Origin of the sequence: Chryseobacterium sp. BIGb0232 (genome assembly GCF_024810195.1) — a bacterium.
GTDB lineage: Bacteria > Bacteroidota > Bacteroidia > Flavobacteriales > Weeksellaceae > Chryseobacterium > Chryseobacterium pennae.
In genome coordinates, this window is record NZ_JANUEH010000008.1 from 223,399 (window position 1) to 238,410 (window position 15,012).

The window sequence follows — 15,012 nt, forward strand, 5'->3', positions numbered from 1 at the left end:
ACTAAGCAAAGTGATCACTCAATGACAGTCATTTATATTTTGGGAATAAATAGCTGTCTCAGGGGTAAAGACAGCTATCTTCCAACTAAAACAAATACTACTTTCATCTCCGATAAGTTCCATTCCCGGAGCCCCATTTGTGTTTTATTTTTTAATCAACTTCGTATTGTAAGTATTTTTATCATCTTTGATGGTAACTACATACATTCCTTTTATTAAAGAAGCTACGTTAATTCTCTGACCATCAATCTTACCTTCCTGAACTAATCTTCCATCCGCAGAATAGATTTTGTAACCTGCTTTACCTTTTAAGTTTTTCACTTCTACGAAAGTATCGGCAGGGTTAGGATAGATAGATACTTCTGCCGGTTTTGTACCTCTTACCTCGTCTGTTCCTAATGTTTCTGAAATTTTAACCGGAAAATCTTTAAATGAACCATATGAATAGATTTCTCCTCCTTCTGTATAAGTTGGAAAACCACAAGGTCCGCTTGCTGCATTGAAAGAAGTACTGGCCACTCTCATTCTTAAGGTCTTATCTCCTGCATAAGCACTGGCTGGAACAGTAAAAGTCATTGTTCCTGCATGTAGAGCATTACTGTCTGTAGCCCCACTATTGGAACCAATTTTTTCTGATTCTTCGAAAATACCATTTCTGTTATAGTCAATCCATACTTCTATAGTATCAGGATAACTATCGGATTCAAGTTCATTACCTACATTAATGTAAGATAATGTGAACGATGATCCTTTTGTTAGATTAATTAATTTGTCTGCATCTTCGCTATAGTCCAAATAGGTTCTAAAAATAGTTTTATAAGTTGCATCTAAATAGTCTAAATTAGCCAGGTTTAGTTTAGCTAAGCCGGTATTAAGTGCAAAATTTGCAAAACTGTTGCCTCCGGTTCCCATTAAACAATAATCTACCCCGGTTTTTAATCCTTTCGTTTTAAATGCATAAGGAGAGGAGAATGTTCCGGCCACTGTATTCACTACCGCAGCCACCTGAACCTCATAATTGGTTTCATCCTCAAGGGCACTTAATGATACTGAATTGGTAGTACTTGGAATATTTGTCCAGTTTGTAGTTCCGGTTTTTCTGTAATTAACAGAATAGGTAGCCCCCGGAACGCCATTCCAGCCTATAACTGCTGATGTTTTCAATACTTCCGCATCAATGGCAGACACTCCGATTGGTGCATCTGTAGTGGATGTTGGCGCTGCTCCGATAGTAATCTTAGGAGATACCGCGTAGAATATATTTCCAATGGCAGAAATTTTCAGTTTAATGGGTCCTGTTACTCCTGAAGGTATCTGAGTGGTATAACTTCCCGTATTAGGTGTAGAAGCTACAAGTTCTGTCCAAGATGATCCGTTAACAAGATCTGTTGTATATTCTATTTTTACATTAGCTACGTTATAGGGGGCATTATTAGTATTTACGACATCCCATGCAATGGTATTGACAGCATTATTATAAAATACTGTAGCATCACTAAGACCTTTAAATGTGAAAGGACCATCTTCTTTAACATCCACACTAGTTTCGGCAGATACCAGCATAGGAGTAGTATTCTCATCTCTAACAGTTACAGCATAATGAAGAAGTCTAGGAATATAGGAAACACTTTCCCATTTTGTTTTATCAGTCAACTTTCCAGACATTACTATAGGAAGGCTTGGAAAATATCTTCGTCCACTTGTTGTTCCGAAATAAGATCTTGTCAATGCTCCCTGAGCATTATATCCCCAACCGATATCGCCGGAAACTGAATGAAAGGCATCTACGCTGTCATACTGTTCCCAGGTATACTTAATAGGATCTGCATCTGTAGCAGAAGCTTCCAGGTAATAGGCAGTCCCCTTAGGAATACTATAAGAAGGTAAAGGTGAAATTACAGGAGCTGTATTGGTTACGATATCCTGTGTTGTTCCACAGCCCTGTTTACTATCCAGGCTATTTAACACCTGGCCAACAGAGAAATAATGAAAATAAGCATCTGTTACCATCTGAACATTATCTCCGGTAATCCCGGCGTATCCCATTATCGTGGTTCCGCCTCCAGGTTCAACATTTGCTCCGGATCCTTCTGATTTATGTGAGAATGTATGGTTAGCTCCCAGCTGATGTCCCATTTCATGAGCAGCATAATCAATATCAAACGCATCTCCTACTGGATTCTCCATCTGAGTAAATGCAGATCCTTTTGCCAAAGGTTCTGCTGCTGTAGGGTTAACACATGTAGACCCAATGGATCCTGCATTACCATTTCCTCCTACTGCATGAAATACATGTCCCATATCATAGTTTTCATTTCCTACATCCTGAGTCAGCATTTGCTGGAGCTGAAGGTTAAATGAAGGATCATTATCTGTTGCAGGAGGAGTATAAAAATCTGTTGCAGGATCTGTATATATGATATTTGGAAGATCCTGGATAATCAGTCTAATCCCGAAATCTTTCTGAAAAATTCCATTGACACGGTTCATGGTGGCATTCATTTGCGCTACAGTATTAGTAGTTCCTCCATTAGGGTCAAACTTTTTCGTATATTCTCCTGTCACAGCCAACGCAAGTCTATAGGTCCTGAATCTTGTACTTGCAGGTCTGTTGGTAATACCGGCATTAATATTAGAAAGGTTTTTTTTTCCATTAACCTCTAATGCCTTTATACCTTTAAGGTTTTTCTCTTTTGTTGTACATTCAAATCCATGCTCTCCTTCTGTTCTTTTTGTTTTATAGAAAACTCCATATACCTTCTTATCGGTAGTAATAGGTTCTATAAACTGAAACACACCATCTTTGATAATCATCGACTGCATTTCTGTAGGAGAAGTACTGAATCTTAAATATTTAGATGGATCATCTACCCCTGTTCCTACATAAGATCCCAGCTGGTATCGATCGGCCATAGATTTCTCCATTACCGGATCGCTGTACACAGCAAATCTTTCAATTTTTCCTTCTGCAGTAGGTAAAGAAACAATCACTGCTTGTGCGCCTTTTCCGGTTTCCACAGCATTTTTTAAAAGGCCTCGTAATGACTGTAAATCTAATTTGTAAGAATGTTGTACTTCAACTTCTTTTCTGATTTCAGACCTCATTTGTGAAGTTGGTTCCCACCTTTGTCCATAAGCACATACCACTCCCATAGCCAATGCACTTATCAATAATACTTTTCTTTTCATAGATTTTATTTTATGCTTTTTTGTTTTTTAAGCAGATTATTCTTTTATGAAAAACAATCAATCATCCAATATTAATTATGAATCATTTAAATAAAAACAACATAAACAACTCATAAAACATAAAAAAACCTCAATTGTTCAATTATATCATATTACAGAACACTTACAAATCTATATTTTTATTCCAAAAAAGAAAAAAAACAACCTACTACACCCATACAACATAACAACAAAACACTGTATTACAATACATTACAAAAAAAAGCAAAAGAATTAAATAAAAAAATAAATGTTACTGATTAACAAAATAGGTTAAGGAAATACATAAAGAAAAATGATACAAAACATTGTATAACGCTCATGATATATCACATCTGCCAGAGTAATAAAGCTCTTTTTTTCAAATTTTCAAAGATCAGAACACAAAAACACAACAAAAGCCCAAAGCATTAATTTATAGATATTTAATCCTAAAAAAAACTGCTGTAGTACTCATGTAGTAGTTCTTTTTTTTAGTATTTGATTAAAAATTTTCAAATTTGAACAGAGAAAGCCAAATGGCGAAAAAAAACATTTCGAATACTGCCTGATGTGATGAATCAGGCAGTTTTTTTATACTACGTTAAATCATCAAAAAAATGATACGTATCTGTTTCTGTCGGGATATTGAGTTTTTTCCGGATTCTGTACTTCTTCTGCTGAACCGTCCTATGCTGAACAAGGGTATAATGAGCAATTTCCTTGGAGGAAAAATGCATTTTCAGCAGGGCACAAAATGCCAGCTCAGAGTCTTCGAGATTGGGATTAATAGTTAAAAGATTACTGATGAACTTCGGATATGCTTCTTTAAACTGATTGAGAAATTCAGGATCGTTGTTTCTGGCCAATTCCATAATTTCTTCATCTTTTTTATTGTTCATTATGTTTTTTAAAGATTCTGATTCGAGTCTAAGGTTCTTCTTTTTCGTTCTCAGGATATTGATCATCTTCCAAGTATAGATTCCCAAAAGAAAAAGACCAGCAACAGACAGTAAAATAACCCATCTTATATTTCTTTCATGTCTTTCCGAATCTTTCTTTGCTTCCAGAATAAAAGACTCCATATCCTGATTAATCGTTCTCAACAATGCGCTATTGGTTTTATCTGTGGCATCTGCATAAAGCTGTAAATAATAATATGCCTTATCCTTATCTCCTTTATCCTCATAGAGCCGCTTTAAATCATTGTAGATATACTTGGTATACTGAGCATAAATGTGTCTCGTTTTCTTATCAATTTCTAAAGCCCTGTTTAAGACTGCCTCTGCTTTATCAAACTGTTTCTTTTGAATATAGCCCTCTCCCAATATTGTATTTGCTGCAAGAGCATCTACATCCATAGCGGCCTCCGGATTTGGATCTTCAATAATTTTCCGTAAATATATTTCAGCAGAATCCAATTTCAATTCAGCAAAACTGGTATAATGATTTCCAAAAAATAAATTGATCCGCCTTGAATGATCAATGCTTTTTGCTTTATATAGGTAGAAAATTGCTTCTTTATGTCTTTTTTTCAAATTAAGATAATCTGAACTATAGCCATAAGTTTCTGCCATAAGTTTTCGGGCAAATGCAGATTTTTGATCATTTTCAAGATACTTTATTGCTTCCGCATTATTTTGAAGAGCCTGATCTAGTCTTCTAAGCTCTGCATTAAAACGGGCATAATTGCTATTAAATACAGCTTTATGTAGATTATTGTCTGATTTTTTTAAAATTGCATCCGCGTTTTCAAAAAGGATTTGTGCTTTTTGATAATTCTCCAAAGTTGTATTTACTCTTGCCAGATTCACGTAACATAATGCCTTTCCTTCCTCATAGCTCATCTCTTCAGCCTGTCTGTAATAGTTTTTATTCAGATTGACGAGAGAATCATATTCTCCCAAATTCCGGAATCTATCATTCTTTTCCAACAACGGAATATCAAAACTGTTTTCATACTTCCGGTTGTCGGAACTGCATGAAATAAAAAAAAGAAGGAATATATAAGGAAAAATGCGGAACATCATACTTATTACTGGTGAGGTGTCTTAAAAAAGCAATTAATCAACTGATATTATCAAAAAAAACATAAATATCTGTTTCGGTAGGAATATTCATTTTTTTCCTAATCCTGTATTTCTTCTGTTGAATAGTCCTATGCTGAACAAGCATATAATTGGCAATTTCTTTGGAACTGAAATGCAGTTTCAGCATGGCACAGAAAACCAATTCTGAATTTTCAAGCCCGGGATTAATTTCTAAAATCTGCTCTATATATCCCGGATATACTTCTTTAAAACTGGAAAGAAACCCAGGATCATTCCTTTTGGCCATCTCAATGATCTCTTCATGCCTGTTATCATTAATCCGGTTCTTAAGATTTTCAGCCTCTGATTTCAGAGCCGCCTTTCTTCGTCTTAATGTATTGATGATTCTCCATGTATATATAGCCAACATGGAAAATCCTGCAAGAGACAGAAAAACAACCCACTGTACCTTACTTTTATGTTTTGAAGTATCATTTTTTGCTTCTGAAATAAAGGACTCCATATCCTGATTGATGGTTGCCAGTAAAGCAGTATTGGTCTTGTTTTTGGCTTCCGTATATGCACTCAGATAAAAATAGGCTTTTTCCTTATCCCCGGTTGATGCATATAAAGATCTCAGGTCATTATAAATATATTTGGTATACTGTGCAAAAATGCGTCTGGTTTTCTTATCAATTTCCAAAGCTGTCAGAAATTCTTTTTCAGCCTTATCATATTCTCCGTAAGCCATATAATACTCCCCCATCACCGTATGAATATTGAGGGCATTAGCATCTACTTTTTTGGACTCAATCATTCTATTGTAGGCTCTTGTTATATACTTATAGGCAGAATCTCTATTCCTATGCATGTATATGTAATCCCCTATAACACTCCCTACAATCCCATCCTCATCCAGAGCTCTTGCTTTATGAAGATACTCCAACGCAGAGTGATATTTCTTTTTGTGACTGTAATAAATCCCCTGTCGTAAGCAGATATTATAAAGAACTGCCTTTTTCAATTCAGAATTTTTGCTTTTCTCAATATGATTCAATGCCTCTTTGTTATACTCGAAAGCCTTATCCACTCTTCCCAATTCAAAATTGAGCCGGCTATAATTATTATAAAATATGGCTTTATGCAAAGAATTATCAGAGTCTTTCAGAATGTATTGAGCATTATTAAACAAAATATTGGATTTCTGGTAATTTTCCAATGACATATTAACCTGAGCTAAATTAATATAGCATAACGCTTTACCATCTTTATACCCAATTTCTTCTGCTTTTCTATAGTATTTTTTATTAAGATTAACCAGAGAATCGTACTCACCGGCAAGACGAAACTCTTCATTCTGCTTCATTAAGGGAATATCAAAATTCTTTTCATATTTCCTGGAATCAGGGCTGCAGGAAACCAAAAGAATGAGTAAAACAAAAAGAAGAATGCGTACCATAATGTTTTTCCCTTTAACTAAATGATGTATAAATTAAGATTAAAAAATGATTTTTCCGGACTTGTGGTGTTACATTTTCTTTAAATTATCTATATAAATTTTATTTTTCAACTATTTATTTTATCAAAAAAGTCATAAATATCCTCTTCTCCCGGAATATTAAGCCTTTTTCTGATCCTGTATTTTTTTTGCTGAACAGACCTGTGCTGTACAAACGTATAATCTGCAATTTCTTTGGATGAAAAATGAAATTTCAACATGGCACAAAAAGCCAGCTCAGAGTTCTCAAGATCCGGATTAATTTTCAGAAGAGCATTGATAAAATCCGGATACAGTTCTTTAAATTTCATCAGGAATGCAGAATCATTTTTCTTAGCAAGCTCAGTAACCTCTTTTAGCATTTTTGTTTTAACATGACTCTTAAGTTCCTCTGTCTCTTCCTTTAGAGCTCTTTTTTTCAACCTTTGAGCCCGAATTGTTTTCTTTACATATATCCCGGAAACGGTAAGTGCAGTAATGGATAATGCAATAGCCAAAGGCAGATCGCTTCTATGCCAATCCGATTCCGGTTTCATTTCAGAGATAAAATTTTCTGTAGCTTTATTCATTGTATTTATTCGGGCAACATCCAACCGCCCTTCTTCTTCCATATATTTTTGCAGATAATAATAAGCCTTACCACCATCATTTTTCTTTTTATAAAGCTCTGCAAGAGATTTATATACATTATTGATATGTGAAGAATATGTACGCCTTGTTTTTATATTGATTTCCAGTGCTTTTTTAAGTGCCTTTTCTGCCTGATCATTATTATTAATTTCATTATAATAGTATCCCATGGTGTAATATACCCAAAGAGATTCTGCATCACTGGTCTTTTCATTGAGCATCTTCTCTTCAGACCTTGCAATATAAATTCCGGCAGAATCCGGCTGATGTCTGAACAGATAATACTGGGCAACCATACAGTTGCTGTAGGCTGAGTTTTCTAATTTATTCCCCTTCAGAAAAGACTTTAGCGATGTCCCATACCATCCTTTAAAAGCAAAACTACCTCCTTTATTGATATACAGTCTTGAAAGCAGTTTCTTTTTGAGTTCCGAATCTTTTGCTTCTTTCAGGTAAAGAAATGCATTATTATTACATTCTATAGCCTTATCATATAATTTAAGATGAGAATAATACTGGCTATAATCATCATAAAATACAGCTTTATGAAAGCCATTTTCTGAGTTTTTAAGATCTTTTTCCGCTTTATCGAAAAAAAATAGCGCTTTTTCATAATTTCCGGCAGATATATTTACCTCTGCCATATTAAGATAACAAAGACCTATTCCCTCTTTATATCCCATTTTCGCAGCTTTTTTCAGATAATCGATATTCAGTTCAATAAGTGCTTCATATTCTCCGGAAAGTTGTAGATCTGAACTCTTTTTTATCAGCGCAGTATCAAAATTGTCTTTTTCTTTATCCTGAATATTTTTATTACAGGAAACAGCGCATAGCAACAGACCTATGCTTAATGCACAGACCATCAGCCTTCTTATGACTGTTGTATATGTTGTATTATTTTTAATAATGGCCAGCTTTTATTTCCCCTTTAAAACGCATACCTACCTACACATGCCTTAATAGATGAACAGAAAATATTATTTTATTGATTTTTGTGTCAATCTATATTATAAATATACATAATTTATATCATCAATGCTTATATAAAATCATGTGAATATGAAAAATAATATACTCCCTTTAGTTTTCTGCAACCTGGTTAATACATTAAATTCAAAATTGAAAATCAATATTTTATAATAAAAAATTGTTATCTATTCAACAACAGTTGTATGATTAAGTAACTCCCTGCCTTTTTATAATAAGACAGTCTGAAATAATATTTGTTACATTTTTCATTCAATTTTTATCTGATAAATCTTATTCCTTTTTTCTTTACTATCAAAAAATCCTGTTATATTCATCTTTTTTTAAAGAAATTAATTTTAAAACTTTTTATTATAAAAATCAACTATGAATATTGAATATCGGAAACTTCTGGCTAATGAAAGTAAAATATACAGGGACATCCGTCTGGAAAGCCTGGAACAGTTCCCTGATTCCTTTGCAGCCAGTTATCAGGAATCCCTGAAAACCGAAAAACTCAGCATGGAAATCAATATTGAAAATCAAACTCCCGGAAAGGTTGCCTTCGGTGCTTTTGCTGATCAAAGACTAATCGGCATTTGTATATTTGTTAAAAATGAAAACAACTCCGCAAGCATCTACCAAATGTATGTAAAGAAAGGCTTTCAGGGAAAAAATATAGGATCTGGCCTTGTGCAGGCTGTCATTCATGAGGCTAATGAGAAGTTTACTGTCAATGAAATATATTTAGAGGTCGCTGCTAACAATCATTCAGCATATCAGCTATACAAAAAGAATGGATTTAAAGACATTAGCAATGAAAATGGAGCAAACGACACTTCAGAGATTGTTATGAAATATACTGTATAAAAACAAAAAAAAGAACTACAAAGCTGTAGTTCTTTTGATCTGTGACCCGGCTGGGATTCGAACCCAGGACCCATACATTAAAAGTGTATTGCTCTACCAGCTGAGCTACCGAGTCGGTCACTTATTTTTTCAAATAAATCTCTTTGTTTAAGAGATTGCAAATATAGAAAAAAATCCTTTAAATCCAAGCCTCCACAAGCTTTTTAGCTAAAAAAAATATCTTTCATTCCTGATATGAATTAATAATTTTCACTAATCTCAACTCAGGTAAAAACTCAAATTTCTGATAATAAATAATTTGCAATAAAAAACGCAATGTAAAGCGAACATTGCGTACTCATAATTCTATTGTAAAAATTTATCTTAATTACCAAAGAAAAGGCGCTTTGTCCCCGTTCTTATTTTCAGCATAATAAAGAGAAGGAAGAACCTGGGCCAGATAAGTAAATTCACTATAACAATGCTCCATAAGCCCGAATCCAACTTCATCCGGCAGCTGATTTTCACTATCTGCCATTAATGCGCCAAGATAAAAATGACTCCTCAAGGTAGAACCCTGCACCGTATCCCTGACTACATGGAACATATAACCATCCACCGGATCACCGTTATCATCTAAAAGCGTATCTTCACCAAAGCCTATCCTTGCATACACCACTGCACTCACAGCCCCATCAGCATAAGCCTGGTTCAAGATATCCACATTAAATATTTCTGCAGGATCATGAAATTTTATAGTAGCAGACACCGGAGGGATATCACCCAGAGATTCTGTAGCATGTATGGTAGCCCCTATATAATTTTTATTTTTGATCCATTTGCTGTCCCATCCACCGTGTTTCAGATGGTCATGAGGGTGCCATAACTTAAGGTCTGCCGTTGTTTCAAAATATTTGAACCACCAATCCAGCATTCTTCCTTTACAATTGTGCAGAACATTTCTCATGGCAATATGGAGCATACCGTTCTCTAATCTCCTGATTCCTGCTTCTAGGGCTAAGGGTTTAGGAGATAAAAGAGCATTGATATCCCCGAACATGACTTCTTCAGTTTTTTTTGTTGGTTTCATACCTGATATTTTAATTAGATTATCTGATCTCTCAATTGAAGAACTAACAGTAAGGATTATTTTACCTCTTCCCCACTCGTTTTCTGAACTATTGATTGATGTACAAATTTAAATCAGCAAGAACCTCAGACAGCAGTATTATTTTCTAATCCACCGGTACAATTTGGAAATACAGGATCATCTGATTACCCAACAGCACCTGAACTGCAAAACATAAAATGGATCTGAAAAGTTAAAAGTATGCCTACATTTACAGGCAGGCATTATGTTTTTTGAATTCTTCTGGAGTCTGTCCTGTTTGTTTTTTGTAAAACCGGGAAAAATAGGCTGGATCTTCAAAATTCAGATCGAATGCAATCTCTTTTATGGTCAATTCTCCTGAAATCAGCATCCGTTCAGCCTCTACAATAACCCTTTCGTGTAATAGCTGTGTAAGGGTTTTATTCATTTTTTCCTTCAGAATCTGATTAATCCGTTTTTCACTGATTCCCATTCTTGAAGCATAAAATTCTGCTTTACGTTCTGTTTTATAATAGTCATCCATCAACATAATGAATTGATAGACCCGCTTCTGATGGATATCCTGGTTCAAAAAATAGTGTTGACTTGCACGAATCAGGTTTAGCAAAAAGACTTTCAGTAATGATTTTAGAACCAGATAACTTCCCATTGAGTTTTGATACTCTTTCTCAATCAATATTCTGAGGTATTGAAGTATTTCTACAATATCATTATCCAAACGAAGATGAGTGTACTGCCCATATATATTGAAAAGATTGAAAAGATTGAAAACATCCAACGCAAACTCCCTGTCATCTTCTTCCAGATATTCTCTTTTGAAGGCTATGATATATCCCTCCTTATTTTCAAAACTTATTTTTTCAGAACGATACAAAGGAATTAAATACATAGAATCTCCGTCACTGGTTTCCGGATCATTCTTAAACCAAATCATTTCAAAAAAGTCAGCCCGCCGAGAATTCTCCATATAAGGATTCTGGCAGCGCTGAAGTTCAAAAAAGGCAAACTTTGAGGGATCGATCTGGTGAATGAATTTCATATTCCTGATTCAATTTTGTAGCACAGTACAAATATACGTGACTATTAGGTGGGAATACAATAAAAAAGAACCACCGAAACAGTAGTTCTTTGTATTTATGACAGCACGGAGGTGTGATTTTACATTTTTATAAAAAATTAACCTTACTTGATTACTGTAGCTTTAAAAGAAAAAGATAAGCCCGCAATAGAACCAGCATCATACATATAAACAGTTATCGTATTGGCGGATGTTACTTTAGCAGTATAGATTGGGGGGAAATCTCCTGTTGGAATATTGCCTAAAGGATTTACAATAACCGCATCCCCTATTGCTGCTCCATTGACCGTTATTGTAAATGAATTCGGTGTACTAGCTCCCGGCATAGTCACAGTATTAGTTCCTGTTAGCAGTTGTGTTCCGCCACTACTGCTTGGCATAGCCCAGGTTCCATCGCCTCTAAGATAAGTAGAAGAACCTGCTGTACCTGCAGTGGTCGCTATTTTTGCTACTGTTACAGAAGCATCTGCTATCTTGGTTGTAGTTATTTTATTGGTACCAATGGTTAACGTACCAGAAGCATTTATAGTGGCATCTCCACTCATATTCACAGGAGTTCCAGGTGAAAAAGGCACTGATGAATTAGTCAAAATGAGTTGTCCTCCAGTGGTTCCATTAGAAAATCCAGCCCCGGTAATCCCAGTAGCTCCGGTAACTCCCTGGATACCTTGGGCACCTGTAACTCCTGTTGCACCTATTACCCCCTGAGCTCCTATAGGTCCTGTTGGACCAGTAATTCCCTGAATTCCTTGGGTACCAGTAACTCCCTGAATACCTTGAGCACCTGTAACTCCTGTTGCTCCTATCACCCCCTGAGCTCCTATAGGTCCTGTTGGACCAGTAATTCCCTGAATTCCTTGAGCACCGGTAATTCCCTGTATACCCTGAACACCAGCGGCTCCGGTAGCTCCTGTTGCTCCTATCACCCCCTGAGCTCCTATAGGTCCTGTTGGACCAGTAATTCCCTGAATACCTTGAGCACCGGTAATTCCCTGCATACCCTGAACACCAGTGGCTCCGGTAGCTCCCTGAATACCTTGTATACCTTGAGCGCCAGTAGCCCCAGTAACTCCTACTAACCCCTGAGCACCAACAGCTCCTGTTGGACCAGTAACTCCCTGAATACCTTGAGCACCGGTAGCACCTTGAGGGCCAGGAACAGAACTTCCCGAAGTTTTTGCATATAAAGCATAAGGCACGCTTAGCAACTGTGATATTCCTGTTATGGTATAATTATTTGCTCCGTTAGGATCTGTTTCCATTTTTATAAAGTAAATATCTGCTCCCCAGTTAATGGTAGAATACGAGCCACTTACTAAAGTCCCAGCACCAATTTTTGCAGTTACTAAACCATTCATATTGGTAGATTGAGATTGCGTCTCTGAGTATACTACAGTTCCTGCTGTGGAGCCTTTCAATATAGAAAATCTCATTCCTACAGTTTGGTTACTTACCAATTGATTACTTGAATTTCTAATAATAGCCTGATAGCTCATTGCGTCCTGTACTTGTGAAAACATCAGAGCAGAAGCTAAAGAGGCTGCTAGAATGGAAAGCTTTTTCATAGGTAATTAGTTTTTATATTTTATTTGTTTTTTAGAACCTTAAAAATTTTGATATTCTTTCCCTCTTTTGATATTTTTAATAAATAAATTGAAGCGGGATATGGTGTCATTGTAATTTGAGTTTGCGGCTGAGTTATGGATTGGCTTGTCAGTAATTTACCACTGCCATCAAAAAGATCATAGTGATATTTACTGTAATCTTTAAATCCGATTTTCAAATTAAGAATATCTGTTGTGGGATTGGGAAAAATAGCAAGGTTCAAATTGATTTCAACAATATCGACTCCTAATGTCGGTATGATTTCATAGGGCTGCTGAATACCAGCAGCAACACTTCCTGCAGAAGAAGTTATGGTTTCATAAAAACTTTGACCAACAGAAGCTGCAACATTGCCTGTAGTCCCTGACATATCATTACCGCTAGTATTTACAATTTCCTGAGCAGAAATCTGAATAGAGAAACTAACAAGAAATAACGAAAGTGTAAAAAATGTAGTTTTCATATCATATAGATGTATATATTATTAGTTTTTCAATTATTCAAATATATAACTATATTATGACAACCATATTAATATATGATTAAAAATATAAATACTCTATCAATCATATAACATCTTTCTTAATCATTCTACCATTTCATTTTAAAGCCTTGAAACAGCTAGATAAGTTTTCTTAAGTAGTCTCTATTTTGCTTTACAGAAGGACATTCCGGCCTTGAAAGAGCAGCTTTTTCATTATATTCATCAGCTTTTTTATACTCACCTAAAAAAGACAGGCAGACACAGGCTTCAATATTAGGTATATATCCTGAATAATCAGAAAATACAAAGCCTACCGAATGAGATATTGGCAGTCTTGTCGCCAGATCAAACCATTTAAAAGCCTGATTATAATCCTGTTTATCTTTATAGTAATAGCCTAATTCACAACAGATTTCCGGTCTGGGAATGTCATATTCGAAACTTTTCAGTAAAGTGGGTAAGATTTTTTCTTTAACACCATTTTTTTTATATTCAACAGCCAACTGCTGGCAACAGGTAATTACATCTTCTATCCAGCCTGATTCTGATGCTAAAAATTTTTCAAAAAAAGTTATTGCTTTATCTGTTTCATTGTGATCTTTCAATTCTCTTGCATAATAGTACAGCTGTCTTGCAGAAAATTCTTTTCCACTCTCTTCTAAAGTTCTATATATATCAATATTTCTTGTTGAAATCACTTTAGATTCTTCTTTTTTATGCCAGACTTCAATCTCAGTATAGTGTATATTGCCTACCAAAGGAATACATTCGTGAACAGGCTCAATCCATTGATAATTTTTGCTCTTCTTGAATAATCTTTCACGCGTTGAATAAAAAGCCGGATTATTGTTTTGATCAAATGACAAAACGTATTTCATTGTGACAATCTCAATATCATCATTCAATTTTTCCTTCAGATCATTAATTTCCCTAACTGATTTTTCCGGGATAACATCATCAGCATCCAGCCACATCTGATAGTCCATAGTCGCTTTAGAAAATGCAAAATTACGGGCAGCAGAAAAATCATTAATCCATTCAAAATCAAAAACTTTTTCTGTAAACTTTTCAGCAATTTCTTTGGTTCTATCCGTAGATCCTGTATCTACTATAATGATTTCATCTGCAAATTTTGCTGCACTTTCCAGACATCTGCTTAAAAATTTCTCCTCATTTTTAACAATTAAGCATACACTTATTTTCATGGACTTTTAATAATTTTTATGGATATAAATATACTAGTATTAATTGTAGATTATAATAATGAAGTCACCCTGCAATTCAGGGAAAGGAAAGACAATCACTTTCTCTCTTCAGGTAAACTAAATCTTTTGCTAGTCCGGAGTTTTGAGCCTGATTCTAAAAAAAAGAAATAATAAAGAAATTGTAAGGAAATATATTTATCAAAAATAGTTGACAAAACAAAAAAGAACCACTGAAACAGTAGTTCTTTTTATTTGTGACCCGGCTGGGATTCGAACCCAGGACCCATACATTAAAAGTGTATTGCTCTACCAGCTGAGCTACCGAGTCGGCCACTTACTTTTTCAA

Annotated in this window: 10 protein-coding genes and 2 tRNA genes; 1 reads left to right on the top strand and 11 read right to left on the bottom strand. The window is 35.1% G+C overall.

Annotation, left to right across the window (positions count from 1 at the left end; translation table 11 throughout):
- Positions 1-144: 144 nt before the first annotated feature.
- The 4 genes from M2372_RS17940 to M2372_RS17955 form a co-directional block, all read right to left on the bottom strand.
- Entirely contained in the window at positions 145-3,189 is a 3,045-nt protein-coding gene (locus M2372_RS17940) for a reprolysin-like metallopeptidase (protein WP_123319560.1), read from the bottom strand.
- A gap of 617 nt (positions 3,190-3,806) precedes the next feature.
- Positions 3,807-5,237 carry a hypothetical protein gene (locus M2372_RS17945; protein ID WP_148060759.1) on the bottom strand — a complete coding sequence of 477 codons (1,431 nt, stop codon included), beginning with the start codon at positions 5,235-5,237 and terminating at the stop codon, positions 3,807-3,809.
- Between the two features lie 37 nt (positions 5,238-5,274).
- On the bottom strand, positions 5,275-6,696 hold the full coding sequence (locus M2372_RS17950; RefSeq protein WP_123319562.1) for a hypothetical protein: 1,422 nt from the start codon (positions 6,694-6,696) through the stop codon (positions 5,275-5,277).
- A 107-nt stretch (positions 6,697-6,803) separates the two neighbouring features.
- Positions 6,804-8,231, bottom strand: a complete 1,428-nt coding sequence (locus M2372_RS17955; protein WP_148060760.1) for a tetratricopeptide repeat protein — start codon at positions 8,229-8,231, stop codon at positions 6,804-6,806.
- A 490-nt stretch (positions 8,232-8,721) separates the two neighbouring features.
- Between M2372_RS17955 and M2372_RS17960 the strand changes: the two genes are divergently transcribed.
- Positions 8,722-9,204: a GNAT family N-acetyltransferase gene (locus M2372_RS17960; protein WP_123319564.1), complete on the top strand. Its 483-nt coding sequence runs from the start codon at positions 8,722-8,724 to the stop codon at positions 9,202-9,204.
- 42 nt (positions 9,205-9,246) lie between these two features.
- Here M2372_RS17960 and M2372_RS17965 read toward each other — a convergent pair.
- The 7 genes from M2372_RS17965 to M2372_RS17995 all read right to left on the bottom strand — a co-directional run bounded on the left by M2372_RS17965 (position 9,247) and on the right by M2372_RS17995 (position 14,994).
- A tRNA-Lys gene (locus tag M2372_RS17965) sits at positions 9,247-9,319 on the bottom strand.
- 252 nt (positions 9,320-9,571) lie between these two features.
- Positions 9,572-10,273 (bottom strand): DAPG hydrolase family protein, encoded by a 702-nt coding sequence (locus M2372_RS17970; protein ID WP_185018810.1) that lies wholly within the window; start codon positions 10,271-10,273, stop codon positions 9,572-9,574.
- 250 nt (positions 10,274-10,523) lie between these two features.
- Complete coding sequence (locus tag M2372_RS17975; RefSeq protein ID WP_123319565.1) at positions 10,524-11,333, bottom strand: helix-turn-helix domain-containing protein; 810 nt, start codon at positions 11,331-11,333, stop codon at positions 10,524-10,526.
- Positions 11,334-11,476: 143 nt separating this feature from the next.
- Positions 11,477-12,937: a hypothetical protein gene (locus M2372_RS25550; RefSeq protein WP_310473127.1), complete on the bottom strand. Its 1,461-nt coding sequence runs from the start codon at positions 12,935-12,937 to the stop codon at positions 11,477-11,479.
- Positions 12,938-12,957: 20 nt separating this feature from the next.
- Entirely contained in the window at positions 12,958-13,440 is a 483-nt protein-coding gene (locus M2372_RS17985; RefSeq protein ID WP_123319566.1) for a T9SS type A sorting domain-containing protein, read from the bottom strand.
- A gap of 158 nt (positions 13,441-13,598) precedes the next feature.
- Positions 13,599-14,666 carry a glycosyltransferase family 2 protein gene (locus tag M2372_RS17990; RefSeq protein WP_123319567.1) on the bottom strand — a complete coding sequence of 356 codons (1,068 nt, stop codon included), beginning with the start codon at positions 14,664-14,666 and terminating at the stop codon, positions 13,599-13,601.
- A gap of 255 nt (positions 14,667-14,921) precedes the next feature.
- Positions 14,922-14,994: transfer RNA gene (locus M2372_RS17995), tRNA-Lys, on the bottom strand.
- Positions 14,995-15,012 lie beyond the last annotated feature (18 nt).

Excerpts from the sequence above, each read along its gene's own strand:
- M2372_RS17940 (WP_123319560.1), bottom strand. The coding sequence starts at position 3,189 with ATGAAAAGAAAAGTATTATTGATAAGTGCATTGGCTATGGGAGTGGTA.
- M2372_RS17945 (WP_148060759.1), bottom strand. The coding sequence starts at position 5,237 with ATGATGTTCCGCATTTTTCCTTATATATTCCTTCTTTTTTTTATTTCA.
- M2372_RS17950 (WP_123319562.1), bottom strand. The coding sequence starts at position 6,696 with ATGGTACGCATTCTTCTTTTTGTTTTACTCATTCTTTTGGTTTCCTGC.
- M2372_RS17955 (WP_148060760.1), bottom strand. The coding sequence starts at position 8,231 with ATGGTCTGTGCATTAAGCATAGGTCTGTTGCTATGCGCTGTTTCCTGT.
- M2372_RS17960 (WP_123319564.1), top strand. The coding sequence starts at position 8,722 with ATGAATATTGAATATCGGAAACTTCTGGCTAATGAAAGTAAAATATAC.
- M2372_RS17970 (WP_185018810.1), bottom strand. The coding sequence starts at position 10,273 with ATGAAACCAACAAAAAAAACTGAAGAAGTCATGTTCGGGGATATCAAT.
- M2372_RS17975 (WP_123319565.1), bottom strand. The coding sequence starts at position 11,333 with ATGAAATTCATTCACCAGATCGATCCCTCAAAGTTTGCCTTTTTTGAA.
- M2372_RS25550 (WP_310473127.1), bottom strand. The coding sequence starts at position 12,937 with ATGAAAAAGCTTTCCATTCTAGCAGCCTCTTTAGCTTCTGCTCTGATG.
- M2372_RS17985 (WP_123319566.1), bottom strand. The coding sequence starts at position 13,440 with ATGAAAACTACATTTTTTACACTTTCGTTATTTCTTGTTAGTTTCTCT.
- M2372_RS17990 (WP_123319567.1), bottom strand. The coding sequence starts at position 14,666 with ATGAAAATAAGTGTATGCTTAATTGTTAAAAATGAGGAGAAATTTTTA.